Here is a 23,221-nt window from a genome sequence, read left to right on the forward strand (position 1 = left end):
ATATCTTTTATCTGTTTTAAAAGCAATTGATTTTAAGATTTTTTTATTCATCAGAACCATAAACAATCATTAATAAATGTTCTTTGTACCGTATTATTCCAGCTGAAAAAACATTATATGCATAAAATTCACTTAAAATATCTTCATATTTCTTTATCGCTAAATAAAAATTTACAGGCTCACCAAACCAATGTGTTATTTGATAAAAAAAATGTCTTACATTCCAGTATTGTTCCTTTTTATCTGCTTTATTTTCTAAATTTTCAATTATTTCCTCAACAGTAAATTCTGTTTGCAATTTAATAAATTCAGAAATTCTATCGTAACTAGCTTTTGTTTCATTTTGTTTTATCAACTTTTCGTATTTTCTATTTTTTTTTAAAACAATATTCAATTTTTCCAATTTTTTTCTAATATTATCATCTTTTTTTTCAGATGAACTACTTTCATAATACTGCAATAATTTTTTCTTTATTATTTCATTCAAATCATTATTTTTATCATTATCAATAAAAAATGTATCAATATATATTGCTGTATATTCAGGACAAACTTTCATTCCATTATTCCAACACATTGAAACCCCTTCAATAAACCCTTCAATGTAATCCCTATTCTTCATTGTGATAATTCCTTTTCAAAATCATTATTTTTAATAGAAAATATAAACATGTGTAATATTCATATAAATACATACTATTTTTATAATTTCAATTATCATATTTTTTATAATTTTTAGGCATAACATTATTCTGAAAATAATAATAATCCCTTTTATAAAAATAATTTTCATAATTAATCACTACTTTTTCATCTGTTTCCAAAAAACTGTCTACAATATAAATTCCTTTTTTCTTTTCAAATATTGATATACTGTAATTACTATATCTTTTCATAATATAATCTTTTCTAAAAAATTTTATCATAGTCATCACTAGTAATAATATTATTATTACAAATAGTTCAATCATTAATTCTAAATCCCCCCAAGCAACTCCAACCGAAAAAATTGATACTATGCTAAATATTGAACAACACAACATATGAAATCTTTCAAAAATTGAATATTTCACATATAATTTTTCTCCCTTCACTTTTTCACGAATTTCTTTTTCAGGATAACCTATTTTCTCCAAAAAATATTCCAAAATTTCATCTTTATTTTTTATATCACAAAAAACATAACTTTTCTCATGATTATTTTCTACTGAAACATCAGTTATCAAATTGCATAAATACTTATAAACACTTATTGTACTGTCAAAATTCAAAAGAATATCATAAGAACCTAGTATATTTTTTCTCACTATCAATTTTTTTATATCACTATATTCAATAGTTTTCTCAAAAAATAGACCTTTTATTTTCACTTCATAATCAGAAAAATCAAATTTCATCTTGCTTTTAATAATCATTACCAAAAGAAATCTGTATACAAAATAACTTATTCCAATAACAAAAAAAATTATTCCAACCTTTTCTTTTTTATTAAATAAAATATCAATTCCTCCTAATAAATGACTTAAATATATTACTAGAAAAAATATATCCCACATATTAATTTCAAATTTTGAATATTTTATTTCCATATAATTTATCTCCAAATTTTACTATTTCTTGCTATATTTTCTTCCTTTCTTTTTTATTTAATTATATCTTTTATCTATTTTAAAAACAATTGATTTTAAGATTTTTTATAATATTTCTCTACAATATCTGTTATATCTATGCTTACATCTAGTTCTGTATTCAAATATATTTTATCATCCTTTTTCAAAAATGCTTCCCAAATTTTTCCCGTATTCAAATAAGCCTTAACGATTTCAAAATCATTTTTTGAAATTTTTATTATTCCTCTATTTCTTAGTTTCGATACTTCTTTAAAAAAATTTTCAATATTATCATCTAATTTATCTATATCAATAAAATATATATCATAAAATAATTGTTTTTTATATTCTTCAAATGTATCAAAATATCCTTTAAATTTACTCAATCCTAACCACTGCAACAAAATATCTGAACAAGAAATTTTATTTATTAAACTTATTTCTTCTTTAGACATCAACCTTAATAACTGCTGTTCAGTAAATTTTAAAGGTAAATATTTATAATCGTACTGATAAATCTTTTCTCGATATGGAACCATCAAAAAATTATTCTCAAATTTTACTATACCCGTATCACATTTATTTTTTATATCCCCATAATTAAATTCGAACACAAACTTATATCGTGCTTCTTCATTATAAAAAATTAATTCATACCAATATCCATAATAAACAATCTCATTATTTTTCATAATTTGAAGATAATCCTCGTAGCAACTATCATAATAATTTTCATCCCAAGTAATTATACTTACATCCATTTTATCTCATCCTGTTTATATTAATTTATTCTTGAATTATCATAATTTTTTATAATTCTTAAATATTTAAAAATTTAAATTTTATTTCTTCCTATACTTTCTCCCTTTCTTCTCTCCAATCGCTTCCGAAATCCCACCTTTTACAAGTTTATTCAAAAATCTTCTCGCCATAGAATCCGAAACATTCAAAATCTTTTGAGTCTCACTATTATCAATATAATTATTTTTCTCAAAATACATTTCCAGTATTTTCAGTCTTTGAAGCTCTTTATCAGTCATTTTATCAGTCAAAATATCAGTCATTTTTTCTACTTCTTGTTAATATTATTTCCCACACATCAACAAAAATTACAACAATACTTCATTATTTCAAAATTTTACTCTATTTCAAAAATCTCAAAATCATTCCCAACAAACTTACTCCACCTCAAAAATCGCCATATACGGCAAATGATCCGACAATTTAGTCCAATCCCTTGAATCATCGTTAATATAAAAACTCTTTTTTACTTTGTAATCTGTCCCTTTTTTTGCCATTACATAATCAATTCTAGGCATTTCAAGCTCCCTATTTTCTGAGTTTTTCTTATTTTCAAAATCTCTACCTTGAAAATAGCTGTCATTCCAATCTTTCCTAATTTTCGCATAATATTCTGTCGTTGGCAAAAGATTAAAATCTCCACACAAAAACTTCACATCGCCCTTAAATTCCTCAATTGCAGTAAACAAATCATCCAATTCCTCATTTTTATTGTCCAAACTGTTATCAAGATGTGTATTCACAACTAAAATTTTCTTTTTAAATTTTGAAGTATTCAATCTAGCTGCCAAAACTTGCCTTTTTTCTTTGCTTTTACCAGGTAGTTGATGAATATAAATATTTTTCACATCATACTTTGAAATAAACGCAATTCCAAACTCACCTTTATCAAAATCCATCGTTTTCTGAAAATAATAATAATGATAACCCAATTCCTGTGCCATTTCCTGTAAAACATCCCGAAATTTACTTCTTTTTGTATTTCTATCAACTTCCTGAAGTCCGATAAAATCTGGATTATACTTTTTTAAGCTCCGAGCAAGTTCCCTTCCATTGGTAAGCCTTGCTCCAAAAATATTGTATGTTATAATTCTAAATTCCATTTTTATTTCCTATCTTTTTTATTTTATTTTTATAAATAATTAATTTCTGTTATTTAAAACCATTTCCATTCATCTTTAGTCAAATATTCATAACTTCGATTTTTATCTTTTCCTTCTCCATTTGGAAGCACTTCAAATGTATTATAATCTACACCTTCTAAAATTTCTCCCTCAAAATAAATATTTTTATCATCTTTTATAAACCAATCATTCAGAACTTCTACTTTATCTTTATTAATTCTTTTTACTTCATAAATAAAATAGGATGAATCAAAACAGTTTAACATTTTATTTTTTATATAATATACATTGTATTTATCTTTTCCATACAATATACCGTATATTATTCCATTTGGCAAAAATTCAAATGTTTCAGGATCTTTAATTTTTCCAGATAATGAAGAATCTATTGCTTCACTTCCTCTATAAATATGATTTTTATCTTTCGCATAATCTTCATTTAAAACTTTAAAACTCATAATATCAGCATTTTCTATTTTTTCATCCCGATAATAAATTTTATTATCATTTTTCCAATAATTCTGCCCTAATTTTTCAAAATTTTTAATTTTTACATCTTTTATTTTTTTACCCCTATAATAAACATTCTTATCATCTTTTAAAAGAGAAAATCCTATCAACTCAGCAGTTTTCGGATTTGCTCCTTTTAAAATTTTACTTTCATAATAAACCTTACCTTTATCTATCGAATAATAATCTCCTAAAATTTGAGCAGCATCTCCAAATCCCACATTTGCCAAAACTAGAAATAACAATACTTTTAAGATATTTTTCTTCACATATTCTCCTTTCAATTCAAATTCAATTTTATAAATTTCTTTTCAAACAAAAATTACAATAAAAATATCTCACTCCCAAACATCATCTTTCATATCCGCTTTCCTCATCCCTGAAACAAACCTATTTCCTTCCACAAAAAATCGCAATTTTTTCTCAGTCCAAACACCTTTATTCGGAACTCCAATTCTCGAAGAAGTACCTATTTTCTTAGGAATTTTAGCATTTTCAAAATCAAGATACAAATATTTCTCATTTATTTTAGAAATATCATATTTAATTTTAAAATTTTTATTCTCTAATTTTTCAGAAAAATTTTCAATTTCAAACATATTTTTCTCAACAATCTGAATTTCCGTCTTGTAGAATCTATCGTCAATTCCAAACGCCTTTGTAAATTTTCCTGGACCATTACTTACTAAAATTCCACTTTTTCCACGATTTTCTTCCATTCTTTTGACATTCAAAATTGGCTCTATTGCTCTAATTAATACACTTTGCGGATTTTCTTTTTCACAAGTCACAATATTTAGCATTTTATGAGAGTGTATCGAGTGAATATAAACAGTTCCAGCCTTTTCAAATAACGCTTCTACTTTTGGAGTCCGTTTTTTCCCGTAACCGTGAGCCGCTCTGTCAAATTCACCCAAATACGCCTCTGTTTCAACAATGTATCCAGCAAATATCTCATTTTCATTCTTTAAAATCAAAATTTTCCCAAGTAACTCCTTTGCTACCGTAATCGTGTCTTTCTTGTAAAATTTCTCTATTTCTTTAAAAGTCATTTTTTCTCTTCCTTTTTTTCTATATTTCCATACTATTTCCCATTAGGTATAAATTCTATTTAATGAGAGATCAAAACTCCTTAGCAAAAAATCAATAAAATATTTTCCTATTTTTCAAATGATATTTAGTATAAAATTTTTGTATGAAATTCTTATATTTTCAAATATTTTCAAATTTTAATCAACATATTTTTTCAACTGGCTTTTATGGATAAAACCTCGATATTCCTTTGTTTTTGAGAGTTTATTACTTTCATCAGGATACTCAACATCAAAAACATAATACCAGTCGCCATATTTTGTAATATATTTCACAACAGTTCCGTTATCCATTTTTGAAATAATTTTCGAGTTTGTTGTCGGTTTTTCACGCAAATTCGCATATCCATCCTTTGAACTCACTTCATATTTTTTTAAATCAAAAGGTTCATTCGGATCTGAAAATTCTTCTTCAGAATCCTTCGATTTTTTCGTTTTTATTTCAGTAATTTTCGATTTCGCACCATCAACTCTCTTTAATTCTGTAGCATAAGCATAAACAGTCGTAAAATCACATTCTGTATACGGCAAAACTTTTTTTATCTTAACTGTCGCTGGAACTTCAAATTTCCCTTTACGAATTTTTTGCATTTTTTGATATTCTTCTGGAAAATTTTTCTTCAATGTTTCAGTAATAATTTTCTCTTCCTTAGACGCTTCTTTTTCATAATCCACATTCATATCTGGATTATTATAGTCAAAATTTCTAAACCTCAAAACTAACGGTTTCCCATTCACAATATCCTTATTTTCAGGATAAAATAGCATTTCACCATATCCTGTCGCAAAACAAGGAACATTTGGATCACTTTTATCCCAATCCATCTTAAAAATCCCTCTTAAATTCAAAATTACACCGTTATCAGTCAATAAAATTTCTTGAGCATTAGTATTTCTTCCAAAACTAATTACAGAAATCAATAGCAAAAACACAAAAAATAAATAATTTTTAATTTTCATCTTTCCCACCTTTTTTTAGAAAATTTATTATTTGTAAAAATTATAATTTTTTGACAAGGGGCATTGACCCCTTGCTATCATAATTTTTTTATTCAAAGAAAAAAATACTTTTTCAAAATTTAATATCCAGAACTTTTGTTTTCAGCCCCAGTTACAATCGCAATTCCAGAACTTGTTCCCAATCTTTCAGCACCCAATTCAATATATTTTTTCGCAGTCTCAAAGTCTCTCACTCCACCGCTTGCCTTAACCTTAGCCTTATCTCCAACTGTTTTTTTCATAAGTTCCACATCTTCAAATGTAGCCCCTCCAGTTCCAAAACCTGTCGAAGTTTTCACAAAATCAGCATTAGCATTAACAGCCAATTCACACGCCTTCACTTTTTCCTCATCAGTCAAATAGCAAGTTTCAATAATCACTTTCAAGACATTTTTTCCAATCGCTTCCTTAATTCTTCTAATTTCGTTTTCCACCAATTCATAATCCTTATCTTTCAATGCTCCAACATTAATAACCATGTCAATTTCTGAAGCTCCTTCTTCAATCGCCTTTTTCGCCTCGAATACCTTTACATCCGTCGCCATAGCCCCCAAAGGAAACCCAACTACTGCTGCAACCTTTACATCACTATCCTTAACTTGACTAAAAGCATACTCAACATTTGCCCCATTCACGCAAACTGAATAAAATCCATATTCCCTCGCTTCATCGCATAATTTTTTTATATCTTCTCTCGTAGCACTCGCCTTCAAAATTGTGTGATCAATAAATTTGCTTATTTTCATCATTACCATTCCCTTCTTTAATTTGTTATTTATTGTTTTTATTCTACTATAAGTATACCGACTTTTTCCCCTTTTAGCAACTTTATTTTAAACAAAAAAGACTAGAAAAAATCCAGCCTTTTTAATATTTAAATATTTTATTTCTTATAATCTACAAAAAATCATTTTTTTAGTATTTTAAATGTACATAAAAAATTAGTTTCTTCTTATTTTTTATCTTAAACTTCTATTCATTAATGCTATACCACTAAATTTTTAAATTTTCAATAATTTTTTTAGCATTAATATTATTACAAAACCTTATCTTCTAAGTACTTCCACAACACAACCATCAAAACTACCATTATCACAAAAATTATTCCAAGTGCAAAAAATCCTGTGTCTTGAAGCGGTAACTTCACATTCATTCCGTAAAATCCAAAAATCATATTTGGAACTGTGATTAGTATTGTCGCCGCTGCCAAAACTTTCATTGTAATATTCATATTATTTCCAATATATGAAGAGTATGTTTCCCTTGTTGTTTTACAAATTTCACAGTATGATGAAGATAAATCAAGTGTAAAGTTTATTTCCTGTAAAATTCTTGTCATATATTCTTCATATTGCTGAAATTGTTTATCTTCTTTCAAATTCTCAACGACATAATCCAAGTTTCTCATTGCAATATTGTAAACATAAAAGCCTTGCTCCACTTCCGATAATGAAATCAATTTTTCATTGCTTTGCTGTTCCCTTAAAACTGTTTCAATATTATCGTGCTCACCAATCAAAAGTCGTACATGTTTATACAAACTTTGAGAAATTTTATGAAGCATATTTAGAAAAAAACGATTTTCCTCAAGAACATCATCTCTCAATTCAGCATATTCTTCAACAAAATCATAAAAATCTTCAAAATAGTCATCATCTAAAATGACAACCCTATCCTCTCTCATACAAATTACAATTGGATTAATCTCGTAAGATGTAACCTCTTTATCTATCACAGGTTTCTTCACAGTCGGATAATACAATTTATAAATTTCCCAGTCTGATTTTGAAATTCTCGGAGTAAAAGTTTCTTCATCAATTACATTTTTTATCTTTTCTTCATCCATTTCTAATCTTTCAGACACGATTCTATAATCTTCATCTTTCAAATTATATACATACGAAATTGTTTTCCCACTTTTTGTATCTATTCTTTTTATCATAACAACCCTCCTCGATTATTCTTAAAATTTTTACTTTAATGAATAAATTATATCAAAAAATGGGATCTATTTCAATTTTTCAAAATATTTTTCTAATTTCTAAATAATTCTCCTCCACTATAAATTTTCTAGCCAATTTACAAATTCTAAAAACACCTCTATCTCTGTTATTTGTTGCAAATATCTCAAGTCAATATATTTTCCAGATTTTTTATGACAAAAGAACTCGATATCCCAAAATTCTGTTTCAATAAATCCTAATTTTGGATCATATTTAAAATATGAAAATTTATCAAGATTTTCCCTGAAGTATTTTAATTTTGCATAACATAATTGATATTTTCTAAAAATAACTTCTAATATTGTATTTTTCAAAATAAAATTATGTGAAAAATAAACTCTTTCTGGAACATTATTTTTAGTCGTCATCCATTGCCTTTTATCATTTAATTTTAATTTATATTTGTTTATATAATTTATTTTATCTTCTGACAACTCATTTTTTAACTTTTCTTCCAAAATCATTAATTTTTTATCGTCCAATTTTAATGCTCCTTCCTATATTTATTTATTTCTATAATTACCTCTCAAATTAAGGAATACTCTCTAAATTTTTATACCAAAATCAACCTTTACAATCAAAATTTTAAATATTTTACAACTTATCACAAATTTTCAAACAATTATTCAATTATTTCCAATATCGCTTTTGGCTCTAAAACCTTTTCATTTTGAAGAACATACGCATCCAAAATCATATTTTTAGAATCTTCCACATTTTTCACATCATTGTAATAAATTTCAGCGATTTTTTCATCTTTTTCTATTTTATCTCCAACTTTTTTTAAAATCTTTAATCCAACAGCATGGTCAACTTCATCTTCTTTTGTAGCTCTTCCAGCTCCAATAATCATTGCAGCTTTTCCAACTTCCTCTGCTTTTATTTTAGAAACGTATCCTTCTTTATTAGAAAATACTTCCATTTTATTCTTAGCAGTTGGTAAAATTGAATAATCATCAACCAAATCTCCGTTTCCACCACTCTCAGTAATAAATTCTCTCAATTTAGATAATGCCAATCCACTATTTATCACATCATCTATTTTTTCTATTCCTTCTGACAACTCTGTAATTTCACCTTTCGCCTTTAATGCAAGTTCTGCTATCGTGTAAACAACCTCTTTCAAATCTTCAGGTGCATTCCCTTTCAACATTTCAATAGATTCAATAATTTCATTCGCATTTCCTATTGAATATCCCAATGGCTCGTCCATATTACTTAAAACGACTTTTACTTTTCTTCCAGCTCCAGTTCCAATTTCAATCATTCTTCTTGCCAATTCTTTTGCGTGATCAATATCTTTCATAAAGGCTCCGTCACCAACTTTTACATCAAGAATTATCACATCAGACTGAATCGCCAATTTTTTACTCATAATGCTACTTGCAATTAACGGAATGCTCGGTACAGTTGCAGTCACATCTCTCAAAGCATAGATTTTCTTATCAAGTGGCACAATTTTATCACTATATCCCATCAATCCAATCCCCGTTTTATTCGCAATTTTCACAACATCATCTCTCGTTTTAGAAAATTTAAAACCTTTTATTGATTCAAATTTATCAATCGTTCCACCTGTATGCCCCAAACCTTTTCCAGACAATTTCGTAGTTCCCATTCCAAGTGCTGACAAAATCGGTGCCAAAACAATCGTAACCTTATCTCCAACCCCACCTGTACTATGTTTATCTACCAAAAATTTATCAACATCGTCAAATTCAACCATATCCCCAGAATCTCTCATCGTCATCGTAAATTCCAACAATTCTCCAGCTGTCATATCATTAAAATATGTAGCCATCAAAAATGCTGACATCTGATAATCTGGCACATTCCCCACCAAATACTCATTCAATAAAAATTTTATTTCCTCTTTTGTCAATTCCTCTTTCTCTCTCTTTTTCTCAATTAAATCTACAATTCTCATAGTTTTCTCCTCTTCTTATTTATCTAATACTTATTCAAAGTTACGATTTCTTATCTCATTATTTTTTCTAATTATAGTAAAACTGCTTTAAAATCAAACTCAAAAACTATGTCTTTTCACTCAAAACCTAAATTTATAGAATTTTAGTAATTTAATTTTAAATAGATTCACGTATAAAATAACAAGGTCTTTTGATAAAAATAAAAAGCAGGACATAAATCCTGCTTTTTCCAAGATACTCGATAAAGTTTTAATAAATTATGGTTTTACTACAATTTTTCCATCTCTAATATCTTGTTTAATTTGTTCTAATTTCTTAATATTTTCTTCTCCAATTTTATCTTTAGTAAATTCAAAATTAGTAGTTCCAACTCCATTTTCTTTTATACCAAACACTTTTGTTTCAGCTTTAAAGTTTCCATCTACTACACTTTTAATTGTATCAAATACTGTGTTATCTACATATTTCATCATTGAAGTTAAAATAGTTCCAGGATATAAACTATCTTGGTCAGAATCTACACCTATACCATACACATTTTTTTCTTTAACAGCTTGGAATACTCCTGCTCCACTTGCTCCAGATGCGTGATAAAGTACATCAGCTTTTTGTTGAATTAAAGTTTCTGTTTTAGCTTTTGCAGATGCTGGATCGTTGAATGCATTACTTCCACCGATATAAACTTTTAATACTTTTATATCAGGTTTTACGTATTTTGCACCTTGTTCGTATCCATCATAGAATTTTTTGATTAAGTCCGATTCATTTGCACCTACGAATCCAATAGTTCCAGTTTTAGTCATCATTGCTGCCACTGCTCCTACTAAGAATGAACCTTCTTCTTCTTTATATTTCAACGAAACAACATTTGGCAATTTAATTTCATCATCAATTATAGCAAATTTTTGATCTGGGAAAGATTGTGCTACAGCTGTTAATGAATCTTTAATTGTATATCCAACACCAATAATTAAATCATATTCTCCTGATTCAGCATATTGCATCAAAATGTCTTTTGCTTCTGATGATGGATCTTTTGGTTCATACTCTTTAAAAGTGATTCCCAATTCTTTTTGTGCTTTTTGTAATCCTCTAAAAGCAGAATCATTAAATGATTTATCTCCTTTACCACCAGTTGAGTAAACAATTGCTATGTTTTTCTTAACATTTTTAGTTTCAGAAGCTGTTTTTCCTTCCTTAACTTGTTCTCCTTCTGCTGGTTTATTTCCACAAGCTACAACGAACATCATTAATGTAGCCATTAAACCGAAAATTGTTAAAATCCTTTTCATTTTTCCTCCTAATAAAATTATTCTACTAATATAATTATACATTATTTTTCAATTTTTGCAAATAGTGATTTCAATTTTTTTACATTTTTTAAAAAATTATTTTACTTCTGTTGCTTGAGGGTAAATTTCCTTTATCTCATTTATAATTTTATCTATTTTTGATTCAATTTCTGGTATTTTTTCGACAGGACCTTTCATTGCCACTCTCACATGTACACATTTTTCTTTCGCATATGGAGCAACTGTAGGATTAGACATCTCAAAATAATCCTTCAATCTATCGTCAATTTTCCCTTCAGGAACACCTCTAATTTCAAGCGTTCTCATTAAAAGCGTATTATCTGAATATTCCTTCAACAACGGTAAAACTTCATTATCAACCATATGTGTAAACTCCCTAGGTGGTCCAGGCAACACAATTATTTTTTTACCTTCCTTTTCAAAGAAAAATCCTGGAGCCAATCCAACCTCATTTTCAAGCAATCTTGAACCTTTGATAATCGAAGCCTCTTTTTCTCCACCACTCGCAATATCATTTCCAAAACCTCTTTCAGCATATTTTTGGACAACTTTATCGTAATATTTAGAATTCACCTCCAATTCCTCTCCAAAATAATCAGCAACCACTTCTTTTGTTATGTCATCAATAGTTGGTCCCAATCCACCACTAGTTATTACCAAATCCACTCTCTCAAACGCAACTTTCAAACAATCTTTCACTCTCTGAAAATTATCGCCAACTGTAGTCTGATAATATAAATCTACTCCTATACTCGTAAGTTTCTCTGAAATATACTGAGAATTAGTATTCAAAATATCTCCTACTAATAACTCAGTTCCTACGCACAAAATTTCTGCTTTCATCTCTTCTCACTTTCTATTTTTCTTTTTTAAAAATAATACTTTCATAAGGTTTTAAAATAATTTTATCATTTGAAATTTTAGGCCCTTCAATGTAATTGGACAATAAAATTGACGCATTTTCTAAATTCAATTCTTTAACATCAAACTCACAAGTTTCATCATAGAAATTAGAAATTACTATTAATTCAGCATTTTCTCCAACTCTCTTATAAGCATAAACCTTTTCATTTTCAATATCAAAATCTTCATATCTTCCAGTTATCAACAATTCTTCATTTCTTCTCAATTTAATCAAATTTTGATAATGATAGAATACAGAATTTGAATCTTCCAATGCTTTTTTCACGTTAATTTCTTTGTAATTTTCTAGAACTGAAATCCAAGGTGTTCCTTCCGTAAATCCTGCATTTTTAGAGTCATCCCATTGAACAGGCGTTCTTGAGTTATCTCTTGATTTCTGCATTAAAATTTCAATAGCTTCTTCTTCAGAACATCCTCTATCCAACAAAATTTTATAAATGTTAGTCGATTCAACATCACGATATTTCTCAATTTTATCAAAATATGGATTTGTCATTCCAAATTCTTCACCTTGATAAACATAAGGTGTTCCTTGTAATCCATGAAGAACTGTCGCTAACATTTTTGCTGACTCATCGTGATATTCCTTATCATTTCCAAATCTTGACAATGCTCTTGGCTGATCGTGATTATTCCAGAAAGTTGCATTCCATCCGTTCCCTTCATACATCCCAATTTGCCATTTAGATAATATTTTCTTCAATTGTACAAAATCAAACGGTGCTTTTACCCATTTTTCACCATTTGGATAATCAACTTTTAAATGATGGAATGAAAATGTCATAGCAAGTTCTTTTTCATCAGGATTTGAGTATTTTATACAATTTTCAATGGCAGTAGATGACATTTCTCCAACTGTCAATAAATCACTTTCTCCAAATACCTCTTTATGTAATTCTTTCAAGAACTCATGAATTCTAGGCCCATCTGTGTAATATCTTCTTCCATCAGGCACAAATCTAGTATCAGTTCCATCATCATCCAAGAATCTTTGGTCTTTTGAAATCAAGTTAATTACATCAAATCTGAATCCATCTACTCCTTTATTTAACCAATATCTAATCATTTCATACAATTTTTTTCTAACATTTTCATTTTCCCAATTCAAGTCAGCTTGAGTAACATCGAATAGATGTAAATAATACTGTCCTCTCTTTTCACTCCATTGCCAAGCATTTCCACCGAATTTTGATTCCCAGTTTGTAGGTTCTTTTCCATCAACTGGATCTTTCCAAATGTAAAAATCTTCGAATTCTGGATCTCTAGCTTCAGATTTTTTAAACCATTCATTTTCAGTCGAAGAATGATTTATAACAATATCCATCACTATTTTCAATCCTCTTTTGTGAGCTTCGTTCAACATTTCCTCAAAATCTTCCATTGTCCCATAACTCTCATCAATATTGTAATAATCACTAATATCGTATCCGTTATCATTTTGAGGCGATTTATACATCGGTGTTAGCCACAAAACTTCCACTCCAAGTTTCTTCAAATAATCTAATTTTTGCGTAATTCCTTTTATATCTCCTTGACCGGTCCCAGTCGTATCTTCAAAACTCTTTGGATAAATCTGGTACACCACCGATTTATGCCACCATTTTTGCTCAAAATTACGATTTTTTCCCATTTTAATCTCTCCTCGTTATCTTTTTTTCTGTGCTGATTAGTAAATTATTCAATCATTGTTACATTTGAATTGAGAAATTTTCTATCACTTATATGATATCATATTTCTAAAAAAAAACAACTCTATTACAGATTTTTTTCCATAATGAGTTGCTTTTTTATCAAAAACTTATCCCAAATAAATTTTCGCCAAATCAAACAAGAATATCATAATTAATGATATTGTAACAATAATTCCCAATCCATATTTTTTTAGTGATAAAAAAGCCACTATAGCCATTCCTATCAATATTTTTACCACATCATACGTACTTGTTCCTCCTGAAGTAAAAATATCTGGAAATACCATTAATACTAACACTGAATACGGTAATGCCTCAAAAAATTTATTTAATATTGGATTTTTTGGAATTTTTACAAACAGTGGTAGCAATCTTAATGCTACTGTCACCAATGCCGATACCACGATTATTTTAAGAACTTCTAAATTACTCATTTTCTCCCACCTCTTCATTTCTATGCCTAACTGCATAAATCAGACTTGAACTTATCATAATTATTATCATCGCCCAACCGCTACTTACCATATTTAATCCAGGCAAATACATAAATGACAATTTCATTGCAATTACATAAATTATAACCTCAAAAAATTTTGGCAATTTTTGGAGCGACATTATCAATAAGCTAAAATATATCGAATACAGTATAAAACTCATACTCGCTCTAAATACTTCTGGTATCAAATCTCCAAACAATGAACCCAACACCGAACTTCCACCGTAACATATATACGGCAGTGTATTTAATCCAATTATATACCAAGGTGAGTTTTCTTTTTTTAAAATCGCATAGGTTATCGTTTCATCAGTCAACCCAATTCCAACCAACACTTTCTTCCAAAATTTTGTTCCACTTTTTAATTGCCTAAAAATTAATAAATTCAATAACAAATATCTCAAATTTATCATAAAAACTGAAATTACTACTTCTAATGCTGTAGAATGCTGTCCATAAACCATTTTCAACAACATCGCTTCTGAACCTCCAGCATAAATCCCAAACGACAACGCTGCAGTAACAAGTGTATGCATTCCATTACTTTTAGCAATCAGCCCAATTGTCAATCCAAATGGAATAAACGCTACACCCATACCAATTCCAGCCTTTACTCCCTTTAAATATTTCTCAAAATTACTCATTCATTACCTTCCTATATTTTATTTTAGTTCTCCCCAATTTTTTGCATTTGCACCATTAGCTTCCAATCGAACATCTTTGAAAACAATCGTATTTTCCATAATATCTTCAATTTTTTCTAAATATTTCTCAATCGCTTCATCCTTCACTTCAAATATCAGCTCATCATGCACTTGCAACAACATTTTTATATCACTTTCATTTTTAAATCGTTCATACAATTCAATCATAACTTTTTTAATAATATTAGCTGCCGTTCCTTGAATTACAGTATTTACAGCCATTCTATCCGCTTGACTTCGAATATTTTTATTACTAGAATTTATCCCAAAAATATATCTTCTCGTTCCATACAATGTCTCTACAAATCCATTTTTCTTAGCATTTTCCAAAATATTGTCTAAAAATTCTCTAACTTTTGGATATTGCTCAAAATATGTTCTAATATACTTCGTTGCATCTTCAACTGTAATTTTCAACTCTTGTGACAATCCAAAAGGCGTTTTTCCATACAAAACACTAAAATTAATCACTTTCGCAATACTTCTTTCCATTCTAGTTATTTCTTCATCATCCGTTTTAAAAAATATTTTTCTCGCTGTCAATTCATGCAAATCTTCACCTTTTCTATACGCCTCTATCAAATGTTCATCTTTTGATAATTCTGCCAAAACTCTCAACTCAATTTGCGAATAATCAAATGAAATCAAACTCCAACCTTCTTTTGAAATAAATCCTTTTCTAATTTTTATTCCATCATCTGTTCTTGCTGGAATATTCTGAAGATTTGGATTTGACGATGACAATCTTCCAGTTGCAGTCCCATTTTGATGAAATGTAGTGTGAATTCTATCATTTTCATCTGCCAATTTTGGAATCGGATCCACATAAGTCGAAAGCAATTTCGTATAACCTCGATAATCCAACAATTTCCCAGCTATCTGAATCCCTCTCAACGACAACTCTTCCAAGACCTTCACATCAGTCGAATATCCAGTTTTCGTCTTTTTAATCGGTTCAATTCCCATTTTTTCAAATAAAATTTGTGACAACTGTTTCGGCGAACCAATATTAAACTCCTCTCCCGACAATTCATAAATTTCTTCCGTAACTTCCTTTATTTTTTCTTCCAACTCAGTCTTATAATCTGAAAAGTATTGCTTATCAATTTTAATTCCTTCCAATTCCATACTTGCCAAAACTGGAACCAATCTACTTTCTAAATCTTCGTAAATCTTATTCAATCCTTCTTCTATCAATTTATCCTTCAACTGTTTCTCAACTTTTTTAATACATAGCGCTCTTTTCCCTAAAAATTCTATTTTTTCTTCTTCAGAAACAACTTCTCCTTTTTTCTTTTTAAACACTGTCTCAAATTTCTCCAATGTTCTCTCAACAAGCGTGTACACAATATGTTCCAAATCCATTGGACTTTCTGTCCCCAAAACATACCAAGCCAACATTACATCAAAATAATCTTTTGTATCAATTCCACTTTTTATAAGTTCTTTCACATTATACCCAATTATTTTTTTTTTCCCTAACTCTTTATAAATCTCATTTTTAATCGCATTTCCATTCAAATCTTCATTCAAAAACACAATATTTTCTTCACCACTACTCAAAGCCAATCCAATTTCATTTTCAAAAATTCCAATTTCATTTCCTAATTTTGAAATTTCATCCAATCCGTTTTCCCAGCTAATTTTTCTAAACTTCTCTGTCTCCTGACTTACCAACTGATTAGGGAATAACGACATTTGAGGATTTGAATTTTCATTAGAAGTAGAACTTAAATCAAATAAATTTCTCCCAGCTTTTGCTTTTTCCATCAATTCGCTCTCTATAGCTAAAGAAAACTTCTTAAATTCCATTTTTCTATAAAAATTCAACAATTTTTCTAAATCTTTTTCCTCTAATTTCAATTTTTCCTTATCATACTCGACGTCCACATCTCTTTTTACAGTCGCCAATCTTCTACTTAGAAATGCAGATTCCTTCCCAGCTATCAAATTTTCTTTCTCTTTTCCTTTTCTCTCATCAATTTTTTCATAAATCGTTTCCAAATTTCCATATTCTTCGATTAACATTTTCCCTTTTTTCGGACCAATCCCACTTACTCCAGGAATCCCATCAGAAGCATCTCCCATCAATCCAAAATAATCTGGTATTTGCTCTGGTGCTACACCAATATGGTTAATTACATCTTCCTTCGTTCTAATATGCTTAAACAACGAATTTTTCTTATCTCCTTTACCTAGCAACGCAATATTTATTTTCCCATTAACCAATTGAGCTAAATCCTTATCTCCTGTCAAAACAAATGTTTCAATTTCTTCATCTTTATCTTCAGAAAACAACGTTGCCAAAGTTGCGATCACATCATCTGCCTCATAACCTTCCACTTTATACTTCGGAATCTTATACCCATCTAAAAGCTCCATAATATCTTCCTGTTGCTCCCTCAATTCCTCTGGCATACTTTCTCTGTGAGCCTTATACGATTCCAACACATCTGAACGTTTCAATTCACTTCTCTTTACATCCAAACAAGCAACAATATAATCTGGCTCAAATTCCCTCAAAATCGCCTCCAATGTATTTACAAAACCATACGTTGCACCTGTTGACATTCCTTTTGAATTTCTCATATTTTTTAGTGCATAATGATTTCGATACATAATAGCACTCGTATCTAGTATAACTGCCTTTTTCATCTATCTATTTTTCCCTTTCTTTTACCATTTCTATTTTTTAGTCTATTTTAAAATTATATCATAAAATTTAGTCTAATTTAACCTTTTATTTTCACTTTTTCAAATCTATTGAGGTTGCCTATTTCATTTTTCGTGGTATAATTAATTTGTAGAAAAAACTAAACAAAAATCATATTATTTTTAGAAAAATTTATATTGAAAGTTTTATGAAATCAAACTGATAAGACTATAAAAAGTTTAGAAAACACAACAATTTTAACAGAAGGGAGTCCAAAATATGACAAAAAGAGAAAAAGAAATTATTGATTTAATCAAAGAAAATCCTCTTATAACACAAGAAGAAATTGCAGACAAATTAAATTGTGCTAGAACTTCTATTGCTGTTCACATTAGTAATCTTATGAAAAAGGGGATTATTCTAGGAAAAAAATATATCATAAATGAAGATCCTTACATTTTAACAATGGGCGAAACAACTGTAAATATTGTGGGAGAAGCGTATAAAAGCATTATTTCTAATGAAGTAAATCCTGGAGCTATATCAATTAAATATGGTGGTATTGGAAAAAATATTGCTGAAAATATTTCAAAACTTGGAGTTAGCTCTAACTTTATAACAGTTTTAGGTGGCGATTCATATGGTAAAGAAATTGAAAATTACTTGGAAAGCAAAAATATTAATATTTCAGATTCTATATTTTTAAAGAATAACAAAACAACAATGTCTGTTTCTATCTTGAACAACAATAAAGAAAAAGAAATTTCTATTTCTTCATCAGACATCTGTAAAAATATTACACCAATGTATTTAAATTCAATCAAAAAGAAAATTACTAATGCTAGACTTGTTGTCCTAGATGCAAATTTAGACGAAACAACATTAAGTCACATAGCATACTTACGAAAAAAACCTAATTTACTTGTATATACAGTCTCTCCAAGCAATGCCTTAAAAATTAAAGAATTTGTTGGAAAATTTCATACCGTAAAATGTAATGGTCTTGAAGCAGAAATTTTAACTGGTATTCGAATTTATGGTAATGATGATTTAAGAAGAATTGGAGAATTTCTAATAAAAAAAGGTGTTAAGCGAGTATTCATTTATATTGAAGAAAAAGGTGTTTTCTTTATGGATGAACATAATAATAGCGGTATCATCCCGTTGCCAGATTTAAATCTTCCAATCTTAATTGGATCAAAAGAAGCGCTTGTTGCTGGAATAGCTTACGCTGAATGTAATGACTATGATATCGAATATTCTACAAAATTTGGTATTGGAGCTTTTATGTTAAATTTATTAAATGATAAAAATATGACTGAATATATTAATGTTAAAAATATTGAGAATATTATAAAAGAAGCTAACATATAATTATAATTTAAATATAATAGTTATTTTAAGTTTATATAAAATTCTACACACTCTAATCTTAAATATTACGTTTACAAAAGTACAAAAAAAGAACATGCAATTCAATCAATTTTGAAAACACATGTTCTTTTTATTATGAATTCCTTAATTTTTTCTAAAAATGAGCGTAACTAAAATCAACTATTCCAGTAACACTTCTTCTAACAATACCTTTTATCTTAGGATTTCTATAATGATTTTCAACTGAGAAATATAATGGCGAAATTACATTTTCATCAATCAATATTCTCTCAGCTTCATTCACTTTTTTGTCTCTTTCTTTAGAAGAAGACATTTTAGAAATTTCTGTTACTAGCGCATTATACTTAGCTTTTGACCAAACATTCATATTCAAGTTATCATCTTTTTTCCATCTATCTAAATAGGACAAAGCATCATCATATTTCGGCGACCAAGTATTTAAGACAATATCATAATCTCCAGCCCTAGTTTTCGACAATCTTTCTTTAAATGGCACAGTCGAAGCATCTGTCTCTAATCCCAATTTAGTTCTCAATTCCTCTTGAATAAATTGTATTTCCAAAACTTCTGGATTCGAGTTTCCTGACAACAATCTTAATCTCAATCTATTAATTCCTAACTCTTTCAATGCTTCTGCATACAATTTTTTAGCCGTTTCAATATCATTATCTTTAAAATAATTTTTATCTGGATAATTTTCTCTATATTTTTTATTATATCCTGAAATTTGATTACTTATAATTGATTTCGCAATAACCGATCCATCTTTTTTAATTTCATCCACATATTTTTTTCTATCAATAACTATCGAAATTGCCTTTCTCAACTTAGCATTTTGTAAATATTTATTCCCTAAATTATAATCCAAATACCAAACTCTTCCATTCAAATACGTATCCAAAACTTTATTTTTCTTATATTCTGCCAATCTGTAAGGCTCTACCCTCGACATATCTATTTCTCTATTTTTAATCAAATCGTCAACCACTTTAAAATCTTTTGAAATAACATATTTTATTTTTGGAACCCTTATATTTTTAGCATTCCAATAATCTTCATTTTTTTCCAATAAAATCTCATCTTCTTGCAATTTCACTATTTTATAAGGTCCATTAAATAAGAAATCTCCCAACTTAACCGCATATTTATTCTCTTTAGATTCATAAAATTTCTGATTTAAAGGCACAGAAATCGGCAAAGTCAAAATATATTTAAAATACGCTGTTGGATGCTCTAATTCAATTTCCAATGTCTTATCATCAATCGCTTTAACTCCCAAAGCATCTGCTCCAACTTTTCCAGCATAATATTTTTCTGCATTTTTTATTGGAAACAACATCTCAGAAAATTGAGCCGCAGTCTTAGGATTCAAAACTCTTTTAAACGCAAAAACAAAATCATTTGCTACTATTTTCTCACCATTACTCCATTTTGCATTATCCCTTAACTTAAACGTCAATTTATTTCCACTTTCTTTAAAACTTTCAGCAACTCCACCAGTATAATTCCCCTTTTCATCCAATCTCAGTAATCCCTCATAAATACTCGAATCCACTTGAACTGCTATCATTTCAGTAAATAAATGTGGATCCAAAGTATTATAATCACTTCCAAGATTAAAAACTACCATTTCTTTATTATTATTAACATTTTTAGAACATCCCACCACTAAAAATACAAACAACATTAATGTAAAAAATATATTTTTTTTCATTTTTTCTCGGATATTTAACTATCCTGATCTCCTTTCATGCAATTTTTATAATCCTCTAAACAATTATTTTATTTTTCCTTCAATCTTTCTAAACAATATTTCTAAAAAAATAAGTTGAAAAAATAATACATCTTCATTTAAAAATTATATTAAATTTCCAACTTATAAGCTACTTCATTTAAAAAAATTATAACAATTCTTTTTTCAATTCTTCAACTTTATTCAATCTTTCCCAAGGCAAATCAATATCAGTTCTTCCAACATGACCAAAAGCAGCTAAATCTTGATATTTAAAACTAGGCGTTCTCAATTCTAATGCTTTTTCAATTCCTCTTGGTGTCAAATCAAATAATTTTGCTACAGCTTCAGCAATTTTCCCTTCATCAACAATCCCTGTTCCAAAAGTATCCACTTTTATAGATGTTGGTTGAACTACTCCAATCGCATAAGACAATTGAACTTCACATTTTGTAGCTATCCCTGCTGCAACTATATTTTTAGCAATCCATCTAGCCGCATAAGCTGCTGATCTATCTACTTTTGAAGGATCTTTTCCAGAAAATGCTCCTCCACCATGTCTAAAATATCCACCATACGTATCAATTATTATTTTTCTTCCAGTCAATCCTGAATCTCCATGAGGACCACCAATTACAAATCTTCCAGTCGGATTAATGTGATAATGTTTAACTTTTGAATAATCTAAATTATATTTTTCTAAAACAGGTTTTATAACCAATTCTTTTAAGTCACTTTCAATTTTTTCTCTAGTAACTTCTTCGTCATGCTGAACTGATAAAACAACTGTATCAACTGATTCAATTTTTGTTCCTGTTTCATCATATTCTAAAGTCACTTGAGCTTTTGCATCAGGTCTAGCCCATGCCAAAGTTTTATTTCTAGTTAACTCAGTCAATTTCACAATTATTTCACGAGCTAATGTCACAGCTAAAGGCATCAATTCTTCAGTTTCATTAACTGCTCCACCAAACATAATCCCTTGGTCTCCAGCTCCACCAGTATCTACTCCCATCGAAATGTCAGGTGATTGAGAATGAATAACATTCATAACACCACAATCTGAGTCAAATCCCATTCCTGGTTTATATCCTATTTCTTTAATTTTACTTCTAACAATATCTTGTATATCAATATATGTAGTTGTTGTTATTTCTCCTCCAACCACAACTAATCCTGTTGTCGCAAATGTTTCACAAGCCACTCTCGCATGAGTATCATCTTTTAAACAAGCATCTAACACTGCATCTGAAATTTGATCACAAATTTTATCTGGATGTCCAGGTGAAACGAATTCTGATGTAAAATAAATATTTTTTGCCATTTTTTATTCCTCCTAAAATATATTTTTATTTAAAAGAATTTTTTGTAAAAAAAAATTCTCTACAAAGAAGAGAATGTAAAATTCTTATCTTCGCACTTTTATGCCAGGATTTAGCACCTTTTACAAATAATTGTAAGGTTGCTGGATACTCATAACGGGCCTGTCCCTCATATCTCTCTTGATAAGTTTGCATATTTAATTATAGTTTATTATAGTACATTTTTCATTTATTGTCAAACTATTTTTTTAGAATTCATTATTTCTTTTTTTATTCAATTTCAATTCTTCCTTCAAGTGATTTCCCTAAAGTCGCCATATCCGTATACTCAATATTTCCTCCCATAGGAATTCCACTAGCAATTTTTGAGACTCTGACATCTTTCTGCTTCAATATTTTCGTCAAATACAACGTCGTAGTTTCCCCTTCCAAGTCAGGATTTAACGCAATTATCACTTCTTTTATAACCTTCTCATCCAATCTTTTTATCAACGACTTCAAATTTAAATCTTCAATCGTAACTCCATTCAAAGGATCTATTTTTCCACCTAAAACATGATAAAGTCCATTATATGTATCAGAATTTTCAAAAGCAATAACATCTCTAACACCTTCAACAATGCAAAGAACTTCTTTATTTCTCTTCTCATCTTCACAAATTTCACAAATATCATTTTCAGATAAATTCCCACAAATCGAACAATGCTTAATACTACTATGAGAATCTTTTATTATGCCTATCATTCTATCAATATCCGCTTCACTTTTTTCCAAAACATCAAATGCTATTCTCATCGCACTTTTTTTCCCAATTCCTGGCAATTTTGAAAAAACATCTATCAAATCATCTAATTTTTTCATAAATTTCTCCCCTCTATTTTTTACTTCTAACAAACAAAAAAGTGAATCGTAATAACTTACTCTT

At 28.7% G+C, this 23,221-nt stretch carries 22 protein-coding genes and 1 riboswitch; of the genes, 1 reads left to right on the plus strand and 21 read right to left on the minus strand.

Annotated elements, in window-relative coordinates:
• Positions 1-43: 43 nt before the first annotated feature.
• The 18 genes from J4863_RS05395 to polA all read right to left on the minus strand — a co-directional run bounded on the left by J4863_RS05395 (position 44) and on the right by polA (position 17,849).
• On the minus strand, positions 44-622 hold the full coding sequence (locus tag J4863_RS05395) for a hypothetical protein (protein WP_211617778.1): 579 nt from the start codon (positions 620-622) through the stop codon (positions 44-46).
• Between the two features lie 88 nt (positions 623-710).
• Positions 711-1,589 (minus strand): hypothetical protein, encoded by an 879-nt coding sequence (locus J4863_RS05400; RefSeq protein WP_211617779.1) that lies wholly within the window; start codon positions 1,587-1,589, stop codon positions 711-713.
• 95 nt (positions 1,590-1,684) lie between these two features.
• Entirely contained in the window at positions 1,685-2,371 is a 687-nt protein-coding gene (locus J4863_RS05405) for a hypothetical protein (RefSeq protein WP_211617780.1), read from the minus strand.
• 81 nt (positions 2,372-2,452) lie between these two features.
• The gene (locus J4863_RS05410) at positions 2,453-2,674 is read right to left on the minus strand and encodes a hypothetical protein (RefSeq protein ID WP_211617781.1); all 222 of its coding nucleotides are present in this window, start codon (positions 2,672-2,674) and stop codon (positions 2,453-2,455) included.
• 114 nt (positions 2,675-2,788) lie between these two features.
• Complete coding sequence (locus J4863_RS05415) at positions 2,789-3,514, minus strand: endonuclease/exonuclease/phosphatase family protein (protein WP_211617782.1); 726 nt, start codon at positions 3,512-3,514, stop codon at positions 2,789-2,791.
• A gap of 53 nt (positions 3,515-3,567) precedes the next feature.
• A complete protein-coding gene (locus J4863_RS05420) occupies positions 3,568-4,314 on the minus strand; it encodes a DKNYY domain-containing protein (protein ID WP_211617783.1) in 747 nt (248 codons plus the stop codon).
• Positions 4,315-4,383: 69 nt separating this feature from the next.
• A complete protein-coding gene (locus tag J4863_RS05425; RefSeq protein ID WP_211617784.1) occupies positions 4,384-5,097 on the minus strand; it encodes a DNA-3-methyladenine glycosylase in 714 nt (237 codons plus the stop codon).
• A gap of 177 nt (positions 5,098-5,274) precedes the next feature.
• Positions 5,275-6,096 (minus strand): SH3 domain-containing protein, encoded by an 822-nt coding sequence (locus tag J4863_RS05430; protein ID WP_211617785.1) that lies wholly within the window; start codon positions 6,094-6,096, stop codon positions 5,275-5,277.
• Between the two features lie 119 nt (positions 6,097-6,215).
• Positions 6,216-6,881 carry a deoxyribose-phosphate aldolase gene (gene deoC / locus J4863_RS05435; RefSeq protein ID WP_211619325.1) on the minus strand — a complete coding sequence of 222 codons (666 nt, stop codon included), beginning with the start codon at positions 6,879-6,881 and terminating at the stop codon, positions 6,216-6,218.
• A 290-nt stretch (positions 6,882-7,171) separates the two neighbouring features.
• Entirely contained in the window at positions 7,172-8,077 is a 906-nt protein-coding gene (locus J4863_RS05440) for a CorA family divalent cation transporter (protein WP_211617786.1), read from the minus strand.
• Between the two features lie 117 nt (positions 8,078-8,194).
• Positions 8,195-8,620 carry a hypothetical protein gene (locus J4863_RS05445; RefSeq protein ID WP_211617787.1) on the minus strand — a complete coding sequence of 142 codons (426 nt, stop codon included), beginning with the start codon at positions 8,618-8,620 and terminating at the stop codon, positions 8,195-8,197.
• A gap of 140 nt (positions 8,621-8,760) precedes the next feature.
• Positions 8,761-10,065: a thymidine phosphorylase gene (locus tag J4863_RS05450; protein WP_211617788.1), complete on the minus strand. Its 1,305-nt coding sequence runs from the start codon at positions 10,063-10,065 to the stop codon at positions 8,761-8,763.
• 258 nt (positions 10,066-10,323) lie between these two features.
• Positions 10,324-11,358 carry a BMP family protein gene (locus tag J4863_RS05455; RefSeq protein WP_211617789.1) on the minus strand — a complete coding sequence of 345 codons (1,035 nt, stop codon included), beginning with the start codon at positions 11,356-11,358 and terminating at the stop codon, positions 10,324-10,326.
• A gap of 96 nt (positions 11,359-11,454) precedes the next feature.
• Entirely contained in the window at positions 11,455-12,222 is a 768-nt protein-coding gene (locus tag J4863_RS05460; protein WP_211617790.1) for a molybdopterin-binding protein, read from the minus strand.
• A 13-nt stretch (positions 12,223-12,235) separates the two neighbouring features.
• On the minus strand, positions 12,236-13,933 hold the full coding sequence (gene treC, locus J4863_RS05465; RefSeq protein WP_211617791.1) for an alpha,alpha-phosphotrehalase: 1,698 nt from the start codon (positions 13,931-13,933) through the stop codon (positions 12,236-12,238).
• Positions 13,934-14,101: 168 nt separating this feature from the next.
• Entirely contained in the window at positions 14,102-14,428 is a 327-nt protein-coding gene (locus J4863_RS05470) for an AzlD domain-containing protein (RefSeq protein WP_211617792.1), read from the minus strand.
• On the minus strand, positions 14,421-15,134 hold the full coding sequence (locus tag J4863_RS05475) for an AzlC family ABC transporter permease (protein WP_211617793.1): 714 nt from the start codon (positions 15,132-15,134) through the stop codon (positions 14,421-14,423). The genes J4863_RS05470 and J4863_RS05475 overlap by 8 nt, the downstream gene beginning before the upstream one ends.
• A gap of 18 nt (positions 15,135-15,152) precedes the next feature.
• Positions 15,153-17,849, minus strand: coding sequence for a DNA polymerase I (gene polA / locus J4863_RS05480; RefSeq protein WP_211617794.1), 2,697 nt, complete (start codon positions 17,847-17,849; stop codon positions 15,153-15,155).
• Between the two features lie 277 nt (positions 17,850-18,126).
• On the opposite strand from polA, the gene J4863_RS05485 reads away from it, so the two are divergent.
• Positions 18,127-19,221, plus strand: a complete 1,095-nt coding sequence (locus tag J4863_RS05485) for a PfkB family carbohydrate kinase (RefSeq protein ID WP_211617795.1) — start codon at positions 18,127-18,129, stop codon at positions 19,219-19,221.
• Between the two features lie 154 nt (positions 19,222-19,375).
• Here the strand turns inward: J4863_RS05485 and J4863_RS05490 are convergent, their stop codons facing one another.
• The 3 genes from J4863_RS05490 to recR form a co-directional block, all read right to left on the minus strand.
• Positions 19,376-20,956, minus strand: coding sequence for a peptide ABC transporter substrate-binding protein (locus tag J4863_RS05490; RefSeq protein WP_211617796.1), 1,581 nt, complete (start codon positions 20,954-20,956; stop codon positions 19,376-19,378).
• 187 nt (positions 20,957-21,143) lie between these two features.
• Positions 21,144-22,298 (minus strand): methionine adenosyltransferase, encoded by a 1,155-nt coding sequence (gene metK, locus J4863_RS05495; protein ID WP_211617797.1) that lies wholly within the window; start codon positions 22,296-22,298, stop codon positions 21,144-21,146.
• An 81-nt stretch (positions 22,299-22,379) separates the two neighbouring features.
• A riboswitch (SAM riboswitch) is annotated at positions 22,380-22,486 on the minus strand.
• An 80-nt stretch (positions 22,487-22,566) separates the two neighbouring features.
• Positions 22,567-23,157, minus strand: coding sequence for a recombination mediator RecR (gene recR, locus J4863_RS05500; RefSeq protein ID WP_211617798.1), 591 nt, complete (start codon positions 23,155-23,157; stop codon positions 22,567-22,569).
• Positions 23,158-23,221 lie beyond the last annotated feature (64 nt).

The organism is Leptotrichia sp. oral taxon 221 (genome assembly GCF_018128245.1).
In the GTDB taxonomy this organism is placed as follows: domain Bacteria; phylum Fusobacteriota; class Fusobacteriia; order Fusobacteriales; family Leptotrichiaceae; genus JABCPH02.